This is a genomic window from Caulobacter hibisci (assembly GCF_016135805.1).
GTDB classification, from domain to species: domain Bacteria; phylum Pseudomonadota; class Alphaproteobacteria; order Caulobacterales; family Caulobacteraceae; genus Caulobacter; species Caulobacter hibisci.
The window spans coordinates 225,566-247,926 of record NZ_JADWOX010000005.1 but is presented as its reverse complement, the minus strand read 5'-3'; the positions used below and the strand labels follow the sequence as shown (position 1 = coordinate 247,926).

General features: G+C 67.7%; 21 protein-coding genes. 15 read left to right on the top strand and 6 right to left on the bottom strand.

Annotated elements, in window-relative coordinates:
• Positions 1–321 precede the first annotated feature (321 nt).
• The 10 genes from I4Q42_RS25965 (at position 322) to flhA (ending at position 12,617) form a co-directional block, all read left to right on the top strand.
• On the top strand, positions 322–1,989 hold the full coding sequence (locus I4Q42_RS25965; protein ID WP_232793003.1) for a flagellar hook-length control protein FliK: 1,668 nt from the start codon (positions 322–324) through the stop codon (positions 1,987–1,989).
• A gap of 11 nt (positions 1,990–2,000) precedes the next feature.
• Positions 2,001–2,696 carry a flagellar hook assembly protein FlgD gene (locus I4Q42_RS10085; RefSeq protein WP_198575930.1) on the top strand — a complete coding sequence of 232 codons (696 nt, stop codon included), beginning with the start codon at positions 2,001–2,003 and terminating at the stop codon, positions 2,694–2,696.
• A 138-nt stretch (positions 2,697–2,834) separates the two neighbouring features.
• Positions 2,835–4,514 (top strand): flagellar hook protein FlgE, encoded by a 1,680-nt coding sequence (gene flgE / locus I4Q42_RS10080; RefSeq protein WP_198575929.1) that lies wholly within the window; start codon positions 2,835–2,837, stop codon positions 4,512–4,514.
• Positions 4,515–4,682: 168 nt separating this feature from the next.
• A complete protein-coding gene (sciP, locus tag I4Q42_RS10075; protein ID WP_198575928.1) occupies positions 4,683–4,964 on the top strand; it encodes a CtrA inhibitor SciP in 282 nt (93 codons plus the stop codon).
• Positions 4,965–5,200: 236 nt separating this feature from the next.
• Positions 5,201–6,859: a flagellar basal-body MS-ring/collar protein FliF gene (gene fliF, locus I4Q42_RS10070; RefSeq protein ID WP_198575927.1), complete on the top strand. Its 1,659-nt coding sequence runs from the start codon at positions 5,201–5,203 to the stop codon at positions 6,857–6,859.
• Between the two features lie 4 nt (positions 6,860–6,863).
• Positions 6,864–7,880 (top strand): flagellar motor switch protein FliG, encoded by a 1,017-nt coding sequence (gene fliG / locus I4Q42_RS10065; protein ID WP_198575926.1) that lies wholly within the window; start codon positions 6,864–6,866, stop codon positions 7,878–7,880.
• Between the two features lie 10 nt (positions 7,881–7,890).
• Positions 7,891–8,541 (top strand): FliH/SctL family protein, encoded by a 651-nt coding sequence (locus I4Q42_RS10060; RefSeq protein ID WP_198575925.1) that lies wholly within the window; start codon positions 7,891–7,893, stop codon positions 8,539–8,541.
• A 5-nt stretch (positions 8,542–8,546) separates the two neighbouring features.
• On the top strand, positions 8,547–8,879 hold the full coding sequence (gene fliN, locus I4Q42_RS10055; RefSeq protein WP_058346608.1) for a flagellar motor switch protein FliN: 333 nt from the start codon (positions 8,547–8,549) through the stop codon (positions 8,877–8,879).
• A 94-nt stretch (positions 8,880–8,973) separates the two neighbouring features.
• Entirely contained in the window at positions 8,974–10,356 is a 1,383-nt protein-coding gene (flbD, locus tag I4Q42_RS10050) for a sigma-54-dependent transcriptional regulator FlbD (RefSeq protein WP_198575924.1), read from the top strand.
• Between the two features lie 143 nt (positions 10,357–10,499).
• Entirely contained in the window at positions 10,500–12,617 is a 2,118-nt protein-coding gene (flhA, locus tag I4Q42_RS10045) for a flagellar biosynthesis protein FlhA (RefSeq protein ID WP_198575923.1), read from the top strand.
• 7 nt (positions 12,618–12,624) lie between these two features.
• On the opposite strand, the gene I4Q42_RS10040 is transcribed toward flhA, so the two are convergent.
• The gene (locus I4Q42_RS10040) at positions 12,625–12,774 is read right to left on the bottom strand and encodes a hypothetical protein (protein WP_198575922.1); all 150 of its coding nucleotides are present in this window, start codon (positions 12,772–12,774) and stop codon (positions 12,625–12,627) included.
• 137 nt (positions 12,775–12,911) lie between these two features.
• Between I4Q42_RS10040 and I4Q42_RS10035 the strand changes: the two genes are divergently transcribed.
• Positions 12,912–14,042, top strand: a complete 1,131-nt coding sequence (locus I4Q42_RS10035) for a glycoside hydrolase family 43 protein (protein ID WP_198575921.1) — start codon at positions 12,912–12,914, stop codon at positions 14,040–14,042.
• 9 nt (positions 14,043–14,051) lie between these two features.
• On the opposite strand, the gene I4Q42_RS10030 is transcribed toward I4Q42_RS10035, so the two are convergent.
• The 3 genes from I4Q42_RS10030 to I4Q42_RS10020 all read right to left on the bottom strand — a co-directional run bounded on the left by I4Q42_RS10030 (position 14,052) and on the right by I4Q42_RS10020 (position 15,433).
• On the bottom strand, positions 14,052–14,549 hold the full coding sequence (locus I4Q42_RS10030) for a GNAT family N-acetyltransferase (protein WP_198575920.1): 498 nt from the start codon (positions 14,547–14,549) through the stop codon (positions 14,052–14,054).
• Between the two features lie 12 nt (positions 14,550–14,561).
• Entirely contained in the window at positions 14,562–14,738 is a 177-nt protein-coding gene (locus tag I4Q42_RS10025; protein WP_198575919.1) for a hypothetical protein, read from the bottom strand.
• Between the two features lie 68 nt (positions 14,739–14,806).
• Positions 14,807–15,433, bottom strand: coding sequence for a glutathione S-transferase family protein (locus I4Q42_RS10020; protein ID WP_198575918.1), 627 nt, complete (start codon positions 15,431–15,433; stop codon positions 14,807–14,809).
• A 119-nt stretch (positions 15,434–15,552) separates the two neighbouring features.
• On the opposite strand from I4Q42_RS10020, the gene I4Q42_RS10015 reads away from it, so the two are divergent.
• Positions 15,553–16,107, top strand: coding sequence for a homogentisate 1,2-dioxygenase (locus I4Q42_RS10015; protein WP_198575917.1), 555 nt, complete (start codon positions 15,553–15,555; stop codon positions 16,105–16,107).
• Between the two features lie 85 nt (positions 16,108–16,192).
• Here I4Q42_RS10015 and lepA read toward each other — a convergent pair whose 3' ends face one another.
• Positions 16,193–18,001, bottom strand: coding sequence for a translation elongation factor 4 (gene lepA, locus I4Q42_RS10010; protein WP_198575916.1), 1,809 nt, complete (start codon positions 17,999–18,001; stop codon positions 16,193–16,195).
• A 102-nt stretch (positions 18,002–18,103) separates the two neighbouring features.
• Between lepA and murC the strand changes: the two genes are divergently transcribed.
• From murC to murB, 3 genes are read left to right on the top strand one after another with little or no spacing between them, the layout of a single operon-like run.
• Positions 18,104–19,522 (top strand): UDP-N-acetylmuramate--L-alanine ligase, encoded by a 1,419-nt coding sequence (gene murC, locus I4Q42_RS10005; RefSeq protein WP_198575915.1) that lies wholly within the window; start codon positions 18,104–18,106, stop codon positions 19,520–19,522.
• On the top strand, positions 19,519–19,998 hold the full coding sequence (locus I4Q42_RS10000) for a hypothetical protein (RefSeq protein WP_198575914.1): 480 nt from the start codon (positions 19,519–19,521) through the stop codon (positions 19,996–19,998). Before murC ends, I4Q42_RS10000 begins: the two co-directional genes overlap by 4 nt.
• Positions 19,995–20,903 (top strand): UDP-N-acetylmuramate dehydrogenase, encoded by a 909-nt coding sequence (gene murB, locus I4Q42_RS09995; RefSeq protein WP_198575913.1) that lies wholly within the window; start codon positions 19,995–19,997, stop codon positions 20,901–20,903. The genes I4Q42_RS10000 and murB overlap by 4 nt, the downstream gene beginning before the upstream one ends.
• 127 nt (positions 20,904–21,030) lie before the next feature.
• Here the strand turns inward: murB and I4Q42_RS09990 are convergent, their stop codons facing one another.
• Complete coding sequence (locus I4Q42_RS09990) at positions 21,031–22,323, bottom strand: dicarboxylate/amino acid:cation symporter (protein ID WP_198575912.1); 1,293 nt, start codon at positions 22,321–22,323, stop codon at positions 21,031–21,033.
• Positions 22,324–22,361 lie beyond the last annotated feature (38 nt).

The following is a 22,361-nucleotide window of genomic DNA, read 5'->3' as shown; positions in this document are numbered from 1 at the left end:
CGATGTGCAAACCGTTGAAATACAAGGCGTTGGGTTCCATGCGCCGTGCGGACGACGAAAAGGTGAGCGCAAGGATGGCGCCAACCCCGCTCCCAGACCGGCTGCGACGCGCCGACGCGGCAAACGACGGGTCATTCTTTCCGTTTCCGCTCGGCAAAAAGCGCCGCAAGGGGTCGAAATAAAAGGGTAAATCAGAGATTAAAACGTTTTAAATCAATAATTTGAACGAATTTTCCGGGTTGGCCCGGTGATTGCTCAGAGGACGGCGGATCAAGGCGTGCTCCGTTCGAGCCGTCATCCAGCCTGAGCGTACCGACCCGCATGACCGCGATCGCCGCCTCCCTTCCGCTTCCGACGCCCGCCCAGGGCGGCGCCTTCGCGTCGACCGACGCTTCGGGCGACGCTTTCGGCGCGCTGCTGGCGGCCAATGAAGAGACGACGCAGGACCAGCCGGCCGCTCGCCCGGCCGCTTCGGGCAAGGCTCAGGCCAAGACCGTCGCCAAGGCCGACGCCAACTCTTCGGACGACGCCGACGCCAAGGTCTCGGACAAGACCGACGCCACCGCCTCTGTCGCCGATAAAGCCGCCGACAAGGACGACGCGTCCGTGTCGGACAAGGACGCCGCCGCCCAGGCCGGCGCCGCCATCGTCGCGGCCATGTCCGTCCAACAGGATCAACCGGTTGCTCCGGCCAAGGCCGAAGACGCCGTCGCCTCCACCGAGGCCGGTTCGGCCGCGGGTCTGGTGAGCAAGGCCGCCGACCTGGTGGGCGACGCCGCCGACATCGTTTCCGACGCCGCCAAGCTGGCCGGCGCCGCCCCGCTCGCCGCCGCGGCCCAGGCCGTGGGCGCCGCCGCCGACCTGACCGCCGACCTGACGGGCGAGGCCGCCGCCTCGACCGCACAGGCTGCGGCTCAAGCTACGGCCCAGGCCGACGCCGCGGCGACCGCGGCCGCCGATCTTTCGGCCCTCGAGGCCCTGCCGCAGGCCGCGGACGCGCCGGTCGCGGCCGACCTGACCAAGCTTGCCAAGCTGGCCTCCGCCCAGACCGCCTCCACCGACAAGGCCAAGGCCGCCGACGTCGCCGCCCAGCCGACCGACGCTGGCCTCGGCGACGAGATCGTCAGCCTGACCGGCGTGCAGACCGCCGGCGACGAGGCCGCTCCGGTCGCGCCGGAAGCCGTGGCCGCCACCGAAGTTCCCGCCGCGGCCACGCAGGTCCAGGCCCAGGCCGCCAAGCCGGCCGAGGCCGCGCCCGTCGCTCCGCAGGCCGCCAAGACCGAGGTCGCCGCCAAGGGCGAGGCCGTGGTCACGCCGCAGGCCGTGGCCGCCGACCAGGCCGCCAACGACGCCGCCACCAACAGCGGCGGCGACAAGGGCGACGAAGCCTTCGCCCAGATGGCCGCCGACGCCGTTCCGACCGACGCTCCGGCCGTCAAGGCCGAGGCGACCTTCACTCCGACCCTGCAGGCCCAGGCCGCCTCGACCGCCCAGGCGCCGGCCGAGACCCTGGTCCGCGGCTCGCCCGAGACCGTCGCGGCCCTGTCGGCCGAGATCAGCAAGAAGCTCGACGCCAAGTCGACCCGCTTCGACATCGTCCTGACGCCGGAAGGCCTGGGCAAGGTCGACGTGCAGGTGCGCATCGGCGCCGAGGGCAAGCTGACCGCGACCCTGGCCTTCGACAATCCGCAGGCCGCCAACGACCTGCGCAACCGCGCCAGCGAACTGCGCCAGGCCCTGAGCCAGGCCGGCTTCGACGTCGCCGACAACGCCCTGAAGTTCGACGTGTCGAGCCAGGGCGGCAACGGCGGCCAGAGCCAGCAGCAGAACGCCTTCTTCGACTTCCAGGGCGGCGAGAACGGCCGCCGCGCCTTCGCCGGTCGCGCCTTCGCGGGCGCCGCCGTCGAGGACATCCCCACCGTTTCGGCTTCGTCGCTGATCCCTGGCTACCGCCTCGCGGAAGCCAGCGGCGTCGACGTCAAAATCTAGGAGCAAGCGTCATGGCCACGACGACCGCGACGTCCAGCAGCACTTCGGTGCTCGACAAGATCAACAACTCCAGGAACCAACTCGCCAGCAGCGAGGAGACGTTCCTGAAGCTGCTGACCACGCAGATGAAGAACCAGGATCCGTTGTCGCCGATGGATTCCAACGAGTTCACCGGCCAGATCGTGCAGATGACCGGCGTCGAGCAGCAGCTGGTCACCAACGACCTGCTGGCGGCCCTGGTCGGCATGAACGACGGCGGCCTGACCAACGCCCTCAACATGATGGACAAGCTGGCCACCGCCGAGACCACCAAGGCCACCATCAAGAACGGCAAGGCCGACTGGAGCTACACCCAGGCCCAGGCCGGCACCTCGGTGAAGATCGAGGTCCTCGACAAGTACGGCGAGACCATCGCCACCAAGTACCCGGACGACATGTCCAAGGGCGACCACACCTTCTCCTGGGACGGCAAGGCCGACAACGGCACCGCCCAGGCCGAGGGGGGCGAATACACCCTGAAGATCACCGCCATCAACGCGGACGGGGCCAACATCACCACCAGCTCCAAGGGCCGGATCGAAGGCATCGTGACCGCGGTGACCAACGAGAGCGGCCAGAACATGGTCACCATCAACGGCGTCAAGGTCCCGATCTCGTCGGTGATCGGCGTCACCAACCCGCCGGCGACCACGACCACCACCAGCTAGGCCCCGCCGGCCTCCACCGAATGAACCGGGCGTTAGAAAGACGCCGACGCGGTCCCCCAGCCCGAGCGGCCCTCCGGACCCAAACGCAAACAGCGCTGAACCCCTCGCCAACAACTCTTCACGAGCAGGAATTCAGTCATGTCCATCAACAGCGCCATGCTCGCCGGCGTCTCCGGCCTGGTCGCCAACTCGTCGGCCCTGGCCGCGATCTCGGACAACATCGCCAACGTCAACACCGTCGGCTACAAGCGGTCGTCGGCCAACTTCTCGACCCTGGTCACCTCGCAGAGCAAGAACAGCACCTACAGCGCCGGCGGCGTCAAGGCGCTGACGCACCAGTTCATCAGCCAGCAGGGCCTGACCCAGTCGACGACCTCGAACCTCGATCTGTCGATCTCGGGTTCGGGCTTCTTCGTCGCCACCGAGAAGCCGGAAGGCCTGACCGCCACCGACACCCGCTCGTTCACCCGCGCCGGTTCGTTCCAGCTGGACAACCTGGGCTATCTGAAGAACGACGCCGGCCTGTACCTGCAGGGCTGGCTGGCCGATCCGGTCACCGGCTCCATCACGCCCGACCCGTCGGACCTGACCCAGCTGTCGTCGATCAACGTCGGCAGCGTCGGCGGCACCGCCGAGAAGACCACCCGCGTCGGCGTCAACGCCAACCTGCGGTCGGAACAGCCGGTCTCGGCCTCGGCCAGCTTCACCACGGGCGTCAAGACTGTGACCGACAGCGCCGGCGCCTCGCACAACTACACGGTCGCCTATTCCCCGACGGGCGCGGGCGACACCTATGACGTCAAGCTGTACGAAGGCACGAACCTGGTCTCGACCGGCACGGCCGCCTACGACCCGACCACCGGCGCCCTGACCACCTACACCCCGAGCGGCACGACGACCCCGTCGGCGGCCATCGGCATCGGCGGCGGCACGACGGTTTCCTTCGCCTCGCTGGGCGTCAACACCAAGACCGAAGTGGCGGCCGGCGGCGTCTATGACCCGACCAGCAACTCGATGTCGGACTACGCGCTCGACAGCACCACCGGCGTGAAGCCGGACTTCGAGATCCAGGTTCCGATCTCGGACTCCAAGGGCGGCCAGCGCAATGTCACCCTGTCGCTGCTCAAGGGCCCCGGCCCGAACGAGTGGTACGCCGAACTGCGCGCCAAGCCGGGCGACCTGGACAACAACGCCAACGGTCTGATCAGCTCGGGCAAGATCACCTTCACCACCGACGGCAAGCTGTCTTCGGTCGGCAACCTGTTCGGCGGCACCGATCCGACCTCGATCACCGTCGCGGCCTCGGATCCGACCGCCACCGGCGGCGGCCCCCGCTGGGCCGACAGCCTCGGCATCGACAGCCAGTCGGTGCAGATCGACCTGGCCAACGCCGCCGGCGGCCTGACCCAGTACAACAGCCAGTCGGTCGTGCAGTCGGTGAACACCAACGGTACGGCGTTCGGCAACCTGACCAACATCGAGGTCGACGAGGATGGCTACGTCTCGGCCATCTTCGACAACGGCGTCACCCGCCGCATCGCCCAGGTCGCCGTCGCCACCTTCTCGAATCCGAACGGCCTGAAGGGCGTCAACGGCAACGCTTATCGCGTCACCAACGAAAGCGGCACCTATAGCCTGAAGACCCCGGGCTCTGGCGGCGCCGGTTCTCTGGCTCCGTCGACGCTGGAAGCTTCGACCGTCGACCTGTCGACTGAATTCACCGGGCTGATCACTACGCAGCGTGCGTACTCGGCCTCGTCGAAAATCATCACCACCGCTGATCAGATGCTGGAAGAACTTCTGAGCATTAAGCGCTGATCATAGGTATTAACTGGTCTTAATCAGGGTGTTTCACATCGAGACACTCTGATGGCAGGAGAAAGTCCCATGTTTAGGTCTTTCTTTACTATTGGAATTAAGCCGCTGTTATTTCCCGGCGCCTATATTCCTCGTCAACAGTGATGGTTGTGGGAAAGGCGTAAAGCCATGTTGCAGCAGCAGCGCACGAACAGCCGGGGTGAAAAGTACGTCATCGGTCCGACCGGTGCGCCTCTTACCCTGTCGGATCTACCGCCCCCGGAAACCCAGCGTTGGGTGATCCGGCGCAAGGCCGAGGTGGTGGCCGCCGTTCGCGGTGGTCTCCTCTCGCTCGACGAGGCGTGCGATCGCTACAAGTTGACGAACGACGAGTTCCTCAGCTGGCAGCAGTCGATCGATCGCCACGGCCTGGCGGGACTGCGGACCACTCGGCTCCAGCAGTACCGGTAACGCGTGCAGAACTAAGCGGGCGCGAGGAGTTATGCTCCGAAAGCGCCCGAACGGTCTGGCCAGCGGCCGCGCCCCCAAGGGCGCGGCCGCGACCATTTGGCGCCTTCGCCAACTTCGTCCGGCCCCAAATCTAAAGTCCGCGTTAACCATCGACTGGGTAAATCCTGCCTAGCGACGGCGGGCTCCGGTCTGTCTCGTTTGCGCCCCGTTAGGACGCGGTTTGAGGGACAGGCCCAGTGGATAAATTCCTGAGCGCGATTCAGAGGTTCGGCGTTGGCCGGCTGGCCGCCCTGGCGGGCGTCGCCGTCGGCTCGATCGCCGTGCTGGCCGCGGTCGTCATGATGCTGGGCAAGCAGCCGAGCGAGCTGCTCTATTCCAACCTCGACCTCAAGGAAGCCTCGTCGGTCACTCAGGCGCTGGACCAGGCCGGCATCAAGTACGAGACCAAGGGCGACGGCTCGACCATCATGGTCGCCCGCGACAAGGTCAATTCGGCCCGCCTGCTGGTTTCGGGCAAGGGTCTCGTGACCTCGGGCTCGATCGGCTACGAGATCTTCGACAATTCCAACGCCATCGGCCAGACCGACTTCGTCCAGCAGCTGAACCGCCAGCGCGCCCTGCAGGGCGAGCTGGAGCGCACCATCCGCGGCTGGCAGGGCGTCCGCGACGTCCGCGTCCACCTGGTGCTGCCCAAGCGTCAGCTGTTCGAGGAAGACGCCGAGCAACCCTCGGCCGCCGTCACCATTGGCACCGCCGGCCGCGAACCGTCCTCCGAGATGGTCGCCGCCGTCCAGAACCTGATCGCCGGCTCGGTCCCGGGCATGAAGGGCGAGCGCGTCAACGTGATCGACGAGCGCGGCAAGACCCTGTCGGCCGGCGGCGACGAGAGCCTGGCCGGCAAGCTGGCCCAGGACCGCAAGTCGGAAGCCGAAGCCCGCATCGCCAAGAGCGTCAAGGACATGCTGGATGGCGTCCTGGGTCCGGGCAAGGCCCGCGTCACGGTCACCGCCGACCTCGACCTGAACCGCGTCACCACCCAGGAAAAGAAGTTCGATCCGGACGGCCAGGTCGTTCGCTCGGAAAGCACGAGCGCCAACAACAGCTCCGAGACCAAGAACGAAGACAACAGCGGCGTCACCGCCACCCAGAACATCCCCGGCGGCCAGGCCGGCGCCGGCCAGCCGGTCGGCTCCAGCTCGGGCGGCAACGAGACCACGACCAACTACGAGATTTCCGAGTCGGTCCGCACCGAGGTCACCGAGCCGGGCGCCATGAAGAAGGTCGCCGTGGCCGTTGCCGTGGACGGCGCCACCGCCGCTCCGGGCAAGGACGGCAAGTCGGGCGCCTACACCCCGCGCACCGCCGAGGAAATCCAGCAGATCGAAGAGCTGGTGAAGACCGCCATCGGCTACGACGCCGCCCGCGGCGACCAGGTCAAGGTGACCAACATCCGCTTCCCGACCGCCGAGGACCAGGGCCTGACCGAGCCGGGCCTGATGTCGGGCTTCGACAAGAACGACCTGATGCGCGTGGCCGAGATCGGCGTGCTGGCGATCGTCGCCCTGCTGATCCTGCTGTTCGCGGTCCGTCCGTTCCTGAAGAGCCTGAGCCAGCCCGGCGGTTCGCATCCGATCCAGATGGCCCTGGGCCACGAGGGCCAGGTGACGCGCATGGTCACCCTGTCGGACGGCAGCACCCAGCAGGTCGTGATCGACCAGTCGGGCGAGCCGATCGCCATCGCCGGCCCGACCTCGGACATCGACCAGCGTATCGACATCGCCAAGATCGAAGGCCAGGTTAAGGCGTCCTCGATCAAGCGCGTCTCGGAGTTCGTCGAGCGCCACCCTGAAGAGTCGGTCGCGATCCTGCGCAACTGGCTGCACGAGTCGGAGTGACGGAATGAAAGCCGCCGTCAACGACATCTCCAAGCTGGCCGGGCCCGAAAAGGCCGCCATCGTCCTGCTCGCCCTGGGCGAAGAGCACACCAGGATCTGGGAAGCTCTGGACGACGAGGAGATCAAGGAAGTCTCCCAGGCCATGGCCAGCCTGGGCACGGTCTCGTCGTCGGTGGTTGAAGAACTGCTGGTCGAGTTCGTTTCGGGCATGAGCTCGACCGGCGCGATCATGGGCTCGTACGAGCAGACGCAGCGCCTGCTGCAGTCGTTCATGCCGCCCGAGAAGGTCGACGCCCTGATGGAGGAGATCCGCGGTCCGGCGGGTCGCACCATGTGGGACAAGCTCGGCAACGTGAACGAGGCCGTGCTCGCCAACTACCTGAAGAACGAATATCCGCAGACCGTCGCCGTCGTGCTGTCGAAGGTGAAGAGTGACCACGCCGCCCGCGTCCTGGCCTGCCTGCCGGAAGACTTCGCGCTGGAGTGCGTCACCCGCATGCTGCGCATGGAGCCCGTGCAGCGCGAGATCCTCGACAAGATCGAGCAGACCCTGCGGATCGAGTTCATGTCGAACCTGGCGCGCACCTCCAAGCGCGACAGCCACGAGATGATGGCCGAGATCTTCAACAACTTCGATCGCCAGACCGAAGCCCGCTTCATCGCGGCCCTGGAAGAGCGCAACCGCGAGGCGGCCGAGCGCATCCGGGCCCTGATGTTCGTGTTCGAGGATCTGTCGAAGCTGGATCCGGGCGGCGTGCAGACCCTGCTGCGCGCCACCGGCAAGGAGCAACTGGGCCTGGCGCTGAAGGGCGCCTCGGACAAGCTGCGCGAGATGTTCTTCTCCAACATGTCCGAACGCGCCTCGAAGATCATGCGCGAAGACATGGAAAGCATGGGCCCGGTGCGTCTGAAGGACGTCGACCAGGCCCAGGTCGCCATGGTGCAGATCGCCAAGGACCTCGCCGCCAAGGGCGAGATCATGCTGGTCGGCTCCGGCACCGACGACGAACTGATTTACTGAGGCGCGCGCGATGACCAACGGAACCCACTATCAGCGCTTCGCCTTCGACACGGTCTTCGACGACCGTGGCGGGGTGGCCTACGAGGCTCCCAAGGTGAAGAAGAGCTTCACGCCGGAAGAGCTCGAGGAAGCCAAGGCCGAGGCCTTCGCCCAGGGCGAGCGTTCGGCCGTGGCCCGCGCCGAGCAGGAAGCCGCCCAGGCCATGAACGCCATCGCCCATGCCGTGCACGGCGCGATGTCGACCCTGGCCGCCGTCGCCCACGAGCACCGCGAAAGCTCGGCGCGCCTGGCCCTGGCCTGCGCCAACAAGATCGCCGACGCGGCCCTGGACCAGTTCCCCGAGGCCCCGGCTTCGGCGGCGTTGCTGGCCCTGGCCCGCGAGGTCGAGGCCTCGCCCAAGCTTTCGGTCCGGGTCGCGCCGCATCTGGTCGAGCGCACCCAGGCCGCCCTGGAACAGACCGCCCACGCCGTCGGCTTCCCAGGCGCGATCGTCGCCCGGGCCGATCCGGCCCAGCCGCCCGCCGCCTTCGTCCTCGACTGGGGCGACGGCCGGGCGGAATTCAATCCGGACGAGGCGGCGCAACGCGTCGCCCAGGCCCTGGAAGCCGCCATCGCGGCCGAAGGGCTCCATGCCGAACCCCTGCTTCCTAGCGAAGGCTGACCGCCATGTCCGACGACCTCACCCTGAACGACTTCAACGGCGGCATGCTGGCCTCGGAGATCCCGGTCGAGCTGAGCGACAAGATCGCTTCCGACCTGGCCCCGGTGTTCGACGTTCCCGTCAACATCTCGGCCGTGCTCGGCCGCTCCAACATGTCGGTGGCGCAGCTGCTGCAGCTGCAGGCCGGCTCGATCCTCGAGCTCGACCGCAAGGTCGGCGAGGCGATCGACATCTACGTCAACAACCGCTTGGTCGCCCGGGGCGAGGTCGTCGTCGTCGACGAGCGCCTGGGGGTGACCATGACGGAAATCATCAAGGACGGCGACGCCGCGGGCTAAGCCCCGGTTTCGAAGTCCCTCGTAGTCCGCGCCCTTCGAAAACAGGGCGAAGCAGTAGAAGATCGGTCCGGAAGGGCCGCCCGGAGACAAGACAATGCGCCTCTTGGTCGTTGGTAAACTGAACGGTCAGCTCTCGGTCGCCGTGAAGATGGCGATGAACGCGGGGGCCAAGGTCTCGCACGTCGAGACCACGGAGCAGGCGACCAACGCGCTGCGGGCGGGGCAGGGCGCCGACCTGATGATGGTCGACTACGGCCTCGACATCGCCGGCCTGATCCTAGCCAACGAGAGCGAGCGCATCCGGGTGCCGGTCGTGGCCTGCGGCGTCGACGCCGACCCGATGCGCGCCGCCGCCGCCATCAAGGCCGGGGCCAAGGAATTCATCCCGCTGCCGCCGGACGCAGAGCTGATCGCCGCCGTCCTGGCCGCGGTGACCGACGACAACCGCCCGATGATCGCCCGCGACCCGAACATGGAGCAGGTGATCAAGCTGGCCGACCAGGTCGCGCCGTCCGACGCCTCGATCCTGATCACCGGCGAAAGCGGCTCGGGTAAGGAAGTGATGGCCCGCCACGTCCACGCCAAGTCGCGTCGGGCCAAGGCGCCGTTCATCAGCGTCAACTGCGCCGCCATCCCCGAGAACCTGCTGGAAAGCGAGCTGTTCGGCCACGAGAAGGGGGCCTTCACCGGCGCCCTGGCGCGCCGCATCGGCAAGTTCGAGGAAGCCAACGGCGGCACCCTGCTGCTGGACGAAATCAGCGAAATGGACGTGCGCCTGCAGGCCAAGCTGCTGCGCGCCATCCAGGAGCGCGAGATCGACCGCGTCGGCGGCACCAAGCCGGTCAAGGTCGACATCCGCATCCTCGCCACCAGCAACCGCAACCTCGTCGATGCGGTCAAGGAAGGCGTGTTCCGCGAAGACCTGCTCTACCGCCTGAACGTCGTGAACCTGGCCCTGCCGCCCCTGCGCGAGCGCCCGGGCGACATCCTGAATCTGTGCGAGCACTTCGTGAAGAAGTACTCGGCCGCCAACGGCATCGACCTGAAGTCGATCTCGGCCGAGGCCAAGCGCCGCCTGATCGCCCACCGCTGGCCGGGTAACGTCCGCGAGCTGGAAAACGCCATGCACCGCGCGGTGCTGCTGTCGACCGGCCCGGAGATCGAGGAATTCGCTATCCGCCTGCCGGACGGCCAGCCCCTGGCCCCCGCGCCGGATGCGGCCGTGGCCCGCGGCGCCTCGATGGCGGCGGCCGAGGCCGTGGCCTCGGCGGCGACGCGCAATTTCGTCGGCCAGACGGTCGCCGAGATGGAGCAGACCCTGATCATCGACACCCTGGAGCACTGCCTAGGCAACCGCACCCACGCGGCCAACATCCTGGGCATCTCGATCCGCACCCTGCGCAACAAGCTCAAGGAATACGGCGACGCTGGCGTCAGCGTCCCGCCGCCGCAGGGTGGCGTGGGCGCCGCCGCCTAAACCTTAAGTGCGTAACGCCGTTCGGCGCCCGCGACGATCGGTCCGGCGCCGAACATGGCTAATTTGGATTAAGGAGATGGCGAGCCGCCCCAAATCGCTTCAAGCGGGACGGTTCGACCCCATAGACTGCGATAAGGCTCTCCATGGCTGACGCCGCCGCCCCCAAGGCCGGAACCTCCCTGCCCAGCGCCAAGTCGCTGTGGGAAGGCATTCTGCGCGGCGAGATGGGCCTGGCCGTCGGCGTCGTCGGCATCATCGTCCTGCTGATCCTGCCGGTCCCGCCGTTCCTGCTGGACATCCTGCTGGCCGTGTCGCTGACCGGCTCGGTGCTGATCCTGATGACGGCGGTGCTGATCAAGAAGCCGCTGGAATTCACCTCGTTCCCGACCGTCCTGCTGGTCGCGACCCTGTATCGCCTGGGCCTCAACATCGCCTCGACCCGCCTGATCCTGGGCAATGGTCACGAGGGCGGCCACGGGGCCGGCGCGGTCATCGCCGCCTTCGGCAACCTGATGATGCAGGGCAACTTCGTCATCGGCGTCATCGTCTTCATCATCCTGGTGGTGGTGAACTTCATGGTCGTCACCAAGGGTTCGGGCCGGATCGCTGAAGTCGCGGCCCGCTTCACCCTGGACGCCATGCCCGGCAAGCAGATGGCCATCGACGCCGACCTGTCGACCGGCCTGATCGACCAGGAAGGCGCCAAGCTCCGCCGCAAGGAGCTGGAGCAGGAAAGCACCTTCTTCGGCGCCATGGACGGCGCCAGCAAGTTCGTGAAGGGCGACGCCGTCGCCGGCCTGATCATCACCGGCATCAACATCGTCGGCGGCATCCTGATCGGCGTCGTGCAGCACAAGGTGCCGATCGGCGAGGCGGCCTCGACCTACACCCTGATGACCATCGGCGACGGCCTGGTCAGCCAGATCCCGGCCCTGATCATCTCGATCGCCGCCGGTCTGGTGGTCTCCAAGGCCGGCGTCGAAGGCAGCGCCGACAAGGCCCTGACCACCCAGCTGGCCATGAACCCGGTCGCCCTGGGCATGGTCTCGGCCTCGTCGGGCGTCATCGCCCTGATCCCCGGCATGCCGATCCTGCCCTTCGCCGGCCTGGCGGTCGGCGCTGGCTATCTGGCCTATCGGAGGGCCCAGGCGGCAAAGCTGGCCCCGGCCAAGGAGGCGGCCGCGGCGGCGGCCCAGGCCGCCGCCGACGCGCCGTCCGAGCCCGAGGAAGAGCCGATCAGCGCGGCCCTGGCCATCGACGACGTCAAGATCGAGCTGGGCTACGGCCTGCTGACCCTGATCAACGACCTGGAAGGCCGCCGCCTGACCGACCAGATCCGCGCCCTGCGCAAGACCCTGGCCACCGAGTTCGGCTTCGTCATGCCGCCCGTGCGCATTCTCGACAACATGCGCCTGGCCAACCAGGGCTACGCCATCCGCATCAAGGAGATGGAAGCGGGCCTGGGCGAAGTGCGCCTGGGCCACCTGATGGCCATGGACCCGCGCGGCGGCCAGGTGGAGCTGCCGGGCGAGCACGTGCGCGAGCCCGCCTTCGGCCTGCCGGCCACCTGGGTTTCGGACGACCTGCGCGAGGAAGCCACCTTCCGCGGCTACACCGTCGTCGATCCGGCCACCGTGCTGACCACGCACCTGACCGAGATCCTCAAGGAGAACATGGCCGACCTGCTCTCCTACGCCGAGGTGCAGAAGCTGCTGAAGGAGCTGCCGGAGAACCAGAAGAAGCTGGTCGACGACATGATCCCGTCGGTGGTCAACGCCGCCACGATCCAGCGCGTGCTGCAGGCCCTGCTGAAGGAGCGCGTGTCGATCCGCGACCTGCCGCAGATCCTGGAAGGCATCGGCGAGGCCGCCCCGCACACCAGCTCGGTCACCCAGCTGGTCGAGCAGGTCCGCGCCCGCCTGGCCCGCCAGCTGTGCTGGGTCAATCGCGGCGACGACGGCGCCCTGCCGATCATCACCCTGTCGGGCGACTGGGAGCAGGCCTTCGCCGAAGCCTTGATCGGCCCCGGCGAGGACAAGCAGCTGGCCCTGGCCCCCTCGCGCCTGCAGGAGTTCATCCGCGGCGTCCGCGACACCTTCGAGCGCGCCGCCCTGCAGGGCGAGTCGCCGGTGCTGCTGACCAGCCCGGCCATCCGGCCCTACGTGCGCTCGATCATCGAGCGCTTCCGCGGCCAGACCGTGGTGATGAGCCAGAACGAGATCCACCCCCGCGCCCGTCTGAAGACGGTGGGGATGGTCTAGGCCGGCTTTACGGCCGGGCCTCAGGCTTGTTGATCAGCGTCGCCGACAGCCCCGCCTTCTGCACGCCCGGACAGCTGCCCGGGACATTGCAGTTGTAGGTGATGGTCGTGCAGCCGGTCATGACCAGCAGCACGGCGAGCGAAAGGGTGAGGCGCAAAGCCGACTCCTGCAAAATGCGGTTCTCTAGCTAGCGCCCCGCGAGCACGCCCACAACGTCGGCGCTTGCGCTTCCGGGAATAAGTCAGACAAATGGCCCCGCGGTGGGAAAGCCCACGCGTCAGGGGAGGACTACCGATGGGCTTCAACGCCTGGCGCCGGCGCTCGCTCGGCATCTGCGCATCGGCCCTGGCGCTGGCGTTGCTGGGCACGACGCCTGCCTTGGCCGCTCCCACGGGCAAGCAGGTCGAGATCGTCTCCAGCCTCAAGCCCTCCGCCCGCAAGGCCATTCCGCCCGCCTCGGCCCAGACCGCCTATCTGATGGTCTATTTCAAGGACGAGACCCACTCGGTCCACTTCGCCACCTCGCCCGACGGCTACGTCTTCACCGACGTCAACAATGGCGAGCCGGTGCTGCGCGGCGAGGGCGTGGCCGAGCAGAAGGGCGTGCGCGATCCGCATATCGTGCGCGGCCCCGACGGCGCCTTCTACCTGGCCCTGACCGACCTGCACATCTACGCCAAGCAGAAGGGCCTGCGCGCCGATCCGTGGGAGCGGCCGGAAAAGGACTACGGCTGGGGCAACAACCGAGCCCTGATCCTGATGAAGTCGTACGACCTGGTTCACTGGACCCACGCCATCGTGCGGGTCGACAAGCTGTTTCCGCAGCTGGGCGACATCGGCTGCGCCTGGGCGCCCGAGACGATCTACGATCCCGAGCGCAAGGCGATGATGGTCTATTTCACGACCCGGGTCGGCGCGGGCCGCAACTCTCTGGCCTACGCCTATGCCGATGAGGCCTTCACCACCCTGACCACCCAGCCCAAGCCGCTGCTGGCCCATCCCGACCCGGCCCAGAGCCTGATCGACGGCGACATCACCAAGGTCGGCGACACCTACCATCTGTTCGCGGTGGGCTACGACAAGCCCGCCGGCATCCGCCACGCGACGTCGAAGAGCCTGACCGGCGGCTATGTCTATGAGCCCGGCAAGATCGATCCCGAAGCCGTCGCCGCCGAGGCCCCGACCCTGTGGCGGCGGGCGGGGAGTGGCGCCTATGTCTTGATGTACGACGTGTTCGGAGCCAAGCCGAACAACATGGGCTTCTCGGAGACCACCGACTTCGTTCACTACAGGAACCTGGGCCGTTTCAACGACCCGGGCTCGCCGATGAAGGCGACCAACTTCCAGAGCCCCAAGCACGGGGCGGTGATCCCGGTCAGCCCGGCGGAGGTTGAGCGGCTGAAGGCGTGGTTCGTGGGGAAGTAGGGGAGGGCCCTAAGCCCCGAACGCCATGTGATAGGTCACCGACCCGCGCGGCGGGCGGCCCTTGAAGACCAGGCGCTGCAGGTAGGGCGAGGCTTCGCCGCCGTAGGTCAGGGCCTCGTCGGTCTCGAAGCCGAAACGGGCATAGTAGAGCGGAGAGCCCAGCAGCACGCAGCCAGCCGCGCCCATGGCCTGCAGTCGCTCCAGTCCCTCGCGGATCAGGGCCTGGCCGTGGCCTTCCTTCTGGCGGCCGGGCGCCACCGAGACGGGGCCCAGGCCGTACCAGTCGCCGGCCGAGATCGCGATGTCGACCGGCGAGAAGGCGATATGGCCGACGATCTCGCCGTCGTCCGCCTGGGCCACCAACGACAGCGACAGGGCCCCGGCCGCGCGCAGGGCGTCGACGATCAGGGCCTCGGTCTGGCTGCTGTAGGGGCGGCCCTCGAACGCGGCCGTGGTCACCGCGCCGATGGCGGCGATGTCTTCGGGGCGTTCGAGGCGGATGGTCATGGAATCTGGACCCTAGCGCGTCATCCAGGGGCGGGACTTGCCGGTCGGGGCGGCGGCGTCGGCCCGATCGACCTTGCCGCTGGAGGCCTTGGCGCCATGGCCATGGCGGCCCTGGGCGGCCTTCTTCAGGCGCAGGGCGCGCTGCATCGGGGTTTCGTTCGGCGGAGCGTCGTTAATCTCGTCGGTCATCCGGGCGCTTTAGCACGCCCAGGCGCCCCGCGTCCCGTCTGCTGGAAGCGGCGCCGAGGCGAGGGGCCTCAGGGAACCTCGTCCAGCGCCCACGGCCCGAAGGCGGCGCGACCGCGCAGGCGCACATAGTAGGCTGCGACCGCCGGCAGCATGTCGCGGTCGATGGGGGAGGCGGCCCAGCGGTGGACGGAAACGCCCAGCACGATGTCGGCCAGGGTGAAGGCCTCGCCGGCCGCGAAGGCGCCGGTGCGGTCGAGCTGGCGCTCCAGCACCGTCATGGCGGCGTTCCAGGCGCGGACGCTGGCGGCGATCTGCTCGGGATCGTCGAAGCCCGGCATACGGCGCACGAGGCCGGCGAAGGCGTAGCGCCAGGCGGTGTTGAGCTCGGTCGCCTGCCAGTCCATCCACTGCTCGACCCCGGCCCGGGCGCGGGGCTCATTGGGCAGCAAGGCCTGGCCGATATCGTGGCGCGAGGCCAGGTAGCGGCAGATGGTGTTGGATTCCCACAGTGGCCCGTGCTCGTCGAGGATCACCGGCACCAGGGCGTTGGGATTGAGCGCCAGGAAGGCCGGATCCTTCGTCGAGGCGTAGCCCGCCCCCCAGTCCTCGCGCTCATAGGCCAGGCCCAGCTCGTCGCAAGTCCACAGCACCTTGCGCACGTTCAGCGACGAGGTGCGGCCGAGGATCTTGAGCATGCGGTCCTCCTGCAATCGCCGCGATACCTAGCACCGCCGCCGCCGGGTGCGCTGCTGAAAAATGGTCGGATGCGCCGGCGCGACTCGTTATGTATTGGGGCTGCATAACGGAGATCGCCATGCTTCCCCGGTTCGCTTCTTTCGCCGCGCCGCTGCTGGCGGCCGGTCTGGCCCTGACCGGGCCGGCCGCGTTCGCCCAGGCCACGCCGACCCCGGCCGCGCCTGCCTGCGCCGGCGCCGGCGCCGAGGCCAGCCTGCCGCCAGAACTGGCCGCCTGGTCGGCCCGGGCCCCGCTTGCGGCGGCGACCTCGACTGCGGGCTTGTCCAAAGCGGCGCTCGTCCCCGGCCAGGCCTATGCCGCGGCCCTGTCGCCGACGCCGGACGTGGCCTATCCCAGCTCGCCAGAAAAGGCGGGCGACGTCGCCAGCTGGGGCGGGCTGTTCTACCTGCGGGTCGAAACGGCCGGCGTCTACGCCGTGGCCCTGGGCTCGGCCGCCTGGATCGACGTGCTGAAGGACGGCGCGGCGCTGCGTTCGGTGGGCCACGGCCACGGGCCGGCCTGCTCGAGCGTCCGCAAGATCGTCAGCTTCGACCTGACGCCCGGCGACCATGTGGTGCAGATCTCCGGCGCCGGCGACGCCGCCCTGACGATCCTGGTCGCCCGCAAGTCTTGACCGAAACGAAAACCGCGGCTCATCCAGGGATGGCCGCGGTCGTCGGATCTGGTTTTACACAGGGGAGGGGCGAAAGCCCCGCCGATCAATCCTCGTCCATCTTGAGGGCGGCGATGAAGGCTTCCTGCGGGATCTCGACCTTGCCGAACTGGCGCATCCGCTTCTTGCCTTCCTTCTGCTTGTCCAGAAGCTTGCGCTTCCGGCTGGCGTCGCCGCCGTAGCACTTCGCCGTTACGTCCTTTCGCAAAGCTCTCACAGTTTCGCGGGCGATGATCCGGCCGCCGATGGCCGCCTGGATCGGGATGACGAACATGTGCTGCGGGATGAGGTCCTTCATCTTCTCGCACATGCCCCGGCCGCGGCTCTCGGCGCGGCTGCGGTGGACCAGCATCGACAGGGCGTCGACCGGCTCGGCGTTGACCAGGATCGACATCTTCACCAGGTCGCCGGCGCGATAGTCCTCCAGTGCGTAGTCGAAGCTGGCATAGCCCTTCGAGATCGACTTCAGGCGGTCGTAGAAGTCGAACACCACCTCGTTCAGCGGCAGGTCATAGACGACCATGGCGCGGCTGCCGACGTAGGACAGTTCGCGCTGCACGCCGCGGCGGTCCTGGCAGAGCTTGATGACGCCGCCCAGGAACTCGTCCGGGGTGAAGATCGTCGCCTTGATCCAGGGCTCGGCGATCTCCTCGATCTGCATGACGTCCGGCATGTCGGCCGGATTGTGCAGGTCGATCTGCTCGCCGTCGCGCATCTTGATCTTGTAGACCACCGACGGGGCGGTCGCGATCAGGTCGAGGTCGAACTCGCGGCTCAGGCGCTCCTGGATGATCTCCAGGTGCAGCAGGCCGAGGAAGCCGCAGCGGAAGCCGAAGCCCAGGGCGGCGCTCGATTCCATCTCATAGGTGAAGCTGGCGTCGTTGAGGCGCAGCTTGCCGACGGCGGCGCGCAGGTCCTCGAAGTCGGCGGCGTCGACCGGGAATAGGCCGCAGAACACCACCGGCACGACTTCCTTGAAGCCCTTCAGGGCTTCGGCCGTCTGCTTCTTCTCGTCGGTGATGGTGTCGCCGACGGCGGCGTCGGCCACTTCCTTGATCGAGGCGGTGAAGAAGCCGACCTCGCCCGGGCCCAGCACCGAGACGTCGGTGGCCTTGGGCGTGAACACCCCGACCTTGTCGATGCGGTGGGTGGCGCCGGTCTGCATCATGCGGACCTGCTGGCCGGCCTTCAGCGTGCCGTCGAAGATCCGCACCAGCACGACCACGCCCAGATAGGCGTCGTACCAGGCGTCGACCAGCAGCGCCTTCAGCGGCGCGTTCGGGTCGCCCTTGGGCGAGGGCAGGCGCTTGACGATGGCTTCCAGCACGTCGGGGATGCCGATGCCGGTCTTGGCCGAGCATTCGACGGCGTCCGAGGCGTCCAGGCCGATGACGTCCTCGATCTGGGCCTTGACCCGCTCGACGTCGGCGGCCGGCAGGTCGACCTTGTTGAGGACCGGGACGATCTCGTGGTTGTTGTCGATGGCCTGGTAGACATTGGCCAGGGTCTGGGCTTCCACGCCCTGCGAGGCGTCGACGACCAGGATCGAGCCTTCGCAGGCGGCCAGCGAGCGCGACACCTCGTAGGCGAAGTCGACGTGCCCGGGTGTGTCCATCAGGTTCAGGACATAGGTCTCGCCGTCATTGGCCTTGTAGTTCAGGCGCACGGTCTGCGCCTTGATGGTGATGCCGCGCTCCTTCTCGATGTCCATGTTGTCGAGAACCTGGGCGCTCATCTCACGCGCGGTCAGGCCGCCCGTGGTCTGAATCAGGCGGTCGGACAGGGTCGACTTGCCGTGGTCGATGTGGGCCACGATCGAGAAATTGCGGATCTTGTCGAGGGGCGTAGAGCTCATTCGCGTGCGTCTATCACATTTGGCCCGCTTCGCGAGGGCCCGTGACGGGTTTGCGTCATCGACCCCGTTCACGCGGCGCGCCAAATCGTCTAATCCGACCCCATGATCCAGCGTCGACGCCCCGTCCCCTTCGAACTCGGCCCCGTGCACTTCATCGGCATCGGCGGCATCGGCATGTCCGGCATCGCCGAGATCATGATCCGCATCGGCTACACCGTGCAGGGCAGTGATGCGAAAGCCAGCGCCAACACCGAGCGGCTCGAGAAGCTGGGCGCGCGCATCTTCATCGGCCAGGACGCCAGCAACGTCGAAGGCGCTTCGGCGATCGTCTATTCGACGGCGATCAAGGCCGACAACGTCGAGATGGCCGCCGGCCGCGACAAGCGCCTGCCGCTGGTTCGCCGCGCCGAGATGCTGGCCGAGCTGATGCGCCTTCAGTTTTCCGTGGCCGTGGGCGGCACGCATGGCAAGACGACCACGACCTCGATGGTCGCGGCCCTGCTCGACGCCGGCGGCCTGGACCCGACCGTGGTCAACGGCGGCATCATCAACGCCTACGGCACCAACGCCAAGGTCGGCGAGGGCGACTGGATCGTCGTCGAGGCCGACGAGAGCGACGGCTCGTTCCTGAAGCTGAAGTCGACGGTGGCCATCGTCACCAATATCGACGCCGAGCACCTGGATCACTGGGGCGACTTCGACGCGGTGAAGAAGGGCTTCCAGGACTTCATCGAGAACATCCCGTTCTACGGTTTCGCCGCCGTCTGCACCGACCATCCGGAAGTGCAGGCCCTGACCTCGCGGATCGAGAACCGCCGCCTGGTCACCTACGGCACCAACCCGCAGGCGGAAGTGCGCGTCTCCAACGTCGAGATGGGCCCCGAGGGCGCCAGCTTCGACATCGCCATCTCGCCGCTGGAGGGCGAGACGATCCGCTACGAAGGCCTGAAGATGCCGATGGCTGGCCACCATAACGTGCTCAACGCCACCGCCGCCGTGGCCGTGGCCCGCGAGCTGGGCGTCGACGCCGAGGGCATCCGCGCGGGTCTGGCGGCCTTCGGCGGGGTCAAGCGCCGGTTCACGACCACGGGCGTCGCCAATGGCATCCGCGTGGTCGACGACTACGGCCACCACCCGGTCGAGATCGCCGCCGTGCTCAAGGCCGCCCGCGCGGTCAGCCAGGGCAAGGTGATCGCCGTGGTCCAGCCGCACCGCTACACCCGCCTGCGCGACCTGATGACCGAGTTCAGCAGCTGCTTCAACGACGCCGACACAGTGGTCGTCGCCGACGTCTACACGGCCGGCGAGCAGCCGATCGAGGGGGTCGATCGCGACCACCTGGTCGAGGGCCTCAAGAAGTTCGGCCACCGCCGGGCCCTGCCGCTGGAAAGCCCGGCGGCCCTGCCGGCCCTGATCGCGGCGGAAGCCACGAGCGGCGACCTGGTGGTGCTGCTGGGGGCCGGGGACATCACCTCCTGGGCCTACGCCCTGCCGGGCCAGCTGGAAGCGCTGGCGAAGTGAATCAAACGATCTCCCTGACCGACCTACGCGATGAAATGCACCGCATCGCCACGGTCATGGGAGCGCCGATCGACCTTCTAGCGAATTGCGATGGCCCTGATCGCGGCGGCTACAGGATTAGCCTGGGCGCGGACGCCGAAAGCTTGAGGCTGACCTACAGCGAGAAGGACGATGTCGATCTTCTCGTCGAGAGCTCTGACCCAGCAGTCGTGCTCGAAGCACTGTTCGTGAAGGTCACGGAAAGCTGGGCGCCGAGCCTTGTCGAGCAAGGCGACGTCGTGATCGATCCGGAGGGCGTTTTGGAGCTGCTGACAAAGCCGAGCACAGACATAGGCCTCATGGCTTTAGCGCATCATGTCTCTACGAGTCGGGTGCAAGAGGAACTCCTCGGCCGCGTCGATGCCGCTTGGAGATCGCGCCAATCGGCTAAGAACCTTCAACGTCTTCAACAAATTCAAGATTTCTTCGACAAATGACCGCCTGGAAAGTCAATCTCCCCGCCGTACGCGGCAAGCTGCTGATCGACGAGGCCTTGGCCCCGTTCACCTGGTTCCGCGTCGGCGGGCCGGCCGACGTGGTGTTCCTGCCGGCCGACGAGCAGGATCTGGCCGACTTCCTGAAGGCCCTGGATCCGGCCGTGCCGGTGATGGCCATCGGCGTCGGCTCGAACCTGCTGGTCCGCGACGGCGGCGTCGAGGGCGTGATCATCCGCCTGGGCAAGGGCTTCAACGGCGTCGAGGCCCTGGGCGACAATCGGATCAAGGCCGGCTCGGCCGTTCCCGACGCCATCCTCGCCCGCAAGGCGGCGGAAGCCGGCATCGCGGGGCTGGAGTTCTACGCCGGCATCCCCGGCACGATCGGCGGCGCGGTGATCATGAACGCCGGCTGCTACGGCTCGGAGACCGTCAACGTGGTCAAGTCGGTGCGCGTCATGGACCGCGCCGGCCAGGTGAGTGAACTGCCGGTCGAGGACCTGCACTACACCTACCGTCACAGCGCCCTGCAGGACGGCGAGACGGTCATCGTGCTTGATGCGATCTACGAGGGAGCCGCCGACGAGCCGGCGGCGATCAAGGCGCGCATGAGCGAGATCACGTCGCGTCGCGAGACCACCCAGCCGATCCGCGAAAAGACCGGCGGCTCGACCTTCAAGAACCCGCCGGGTCACTCGTCGTGGAAACTGGTCGACGAGGCCGGCTGGCGCGGCAAGCCGTTCGGCGGGGCGATGTTCAGCCCGCTGCACAGCAACTTCCTGATCAACACCGGCGAGGCCTCGGCGGCCGACCTGGAAGGCCTGGGCGACACCGTCCGCGCCGACGTGCTGGCCAAGACCGGGGGGCAGCTGGACTGGGAAATCAAGCGGATCGGGCGTCCGGCCTGACGGCCGGCCCCCTCAGTCGCACCGCGACAGCTCCCCCAGAGGGGGAGCATCTTGTTGGCGCGGCGCTTCTAGATCCTCCCCCTCTGGGGGAGGTGGCCCGGAGGGCCGGAGGGGGCTTTCGCCGGCCTCACACGTCCTTCTTCGACAGATACGCCTCGACATCGATCTCCTTCTCCCACCGCGCCACGGCCGTGGCGATCGACAGGTCGCAGGTCACGTTCGGCACGGTGCGGATCATGTCGAGGATGCGGTCGAAGGGCAGGATGAAGCCGACGATGATCGCCGTCTGGGTCGGGCCGATGCCGATGGTCGCCAGCACCGCCGCCAGCACGAATAGCGAGCCCGAAGGCACCGGGGCCACGCCCATGGCGACGATGGTGGTGGTCACCGCCACCAGGGCGTAGTCGGCCAGGGTCAGGTGCACGCCGAAGGCCTGGGCGGCGAACAGGGTCAGCATGGCCACGTACATCGCCGTGCCGTCCATGCCGATGGTCGCCCCCAGCGGCAGGACGGTGGAGGACACCGACGGCTTGATGCCCAGATTGTCCTCGGCCACCCGGATCGCCACCGGCAGGGTGGCCGAGCTGGACGAGGTGGAGAAGCCCACGAGGATCGCGTCCATGCAGCCGCGATAGAACGGCAGCAGCGGCAGCCAGGCCCCCAGGCGCACGACGGCGGCGTGGGTGACGAAGGTTTGGATCGCCGCCCCGATGATCACGCAGACCCCCAGCTTGGCGACGTGCAGGAAGGTCTCGGGACCGTTCGTGCCCATGACCACGGCGATCAGGGCGAACACCCCGAAAGGCGCGGTCTCCATCACGAAGCCGACGATGCGCAGCATCACCTCGCTGGCGCTGGCCAGCAGCCTGGCGACCGGCTCGCCGCTTTCTCCCGCCACGATCACCCCGGCCCCGACCAGCACGGCGAAGAAGATGATCGCCAGGGTCTCGCCCTCGGCCAGGGCGTTGATCGGATTGAGCGGCACGATGCCGATGAACAGCTCGGCCGGCGACTTGGGCGTGGCCACCGCCTGGGGGGCGGCGTTGTGCAGATCGGCGCCGACGCCGGGACCGAGCAGGCTGGCGACGATCAGGCCGATGGTCACCGCGATCAGGGTGGTCAGCACGTACATGGCGATGGTCTTGACGCCGATGCCGCCCAGCCGCTTGGCGTCGCCCAGCTGGGCCACGCCCGAGGCGATGATCACGAACACTAGCGGCGCCACCATCATACGGATCAGCCGCACGAAGATCTCGCCGATCCATTTGAGGCTGGTCGCCCCTTCGCCCCAGACATAGCCGACCACGGCCCCAACCACGAGGGCGGCCAGGATCCGCTTCCACAGCGAGATCCCGAACCAGACCTGCAGCGGGTTCTTGCGAGATGGAGGGGGCGGCGCGGCGGCGAGGGCGTCGGTCATGCCTGCCAGAGCACGGCGTTATGCGAGGTGGGTCAAGC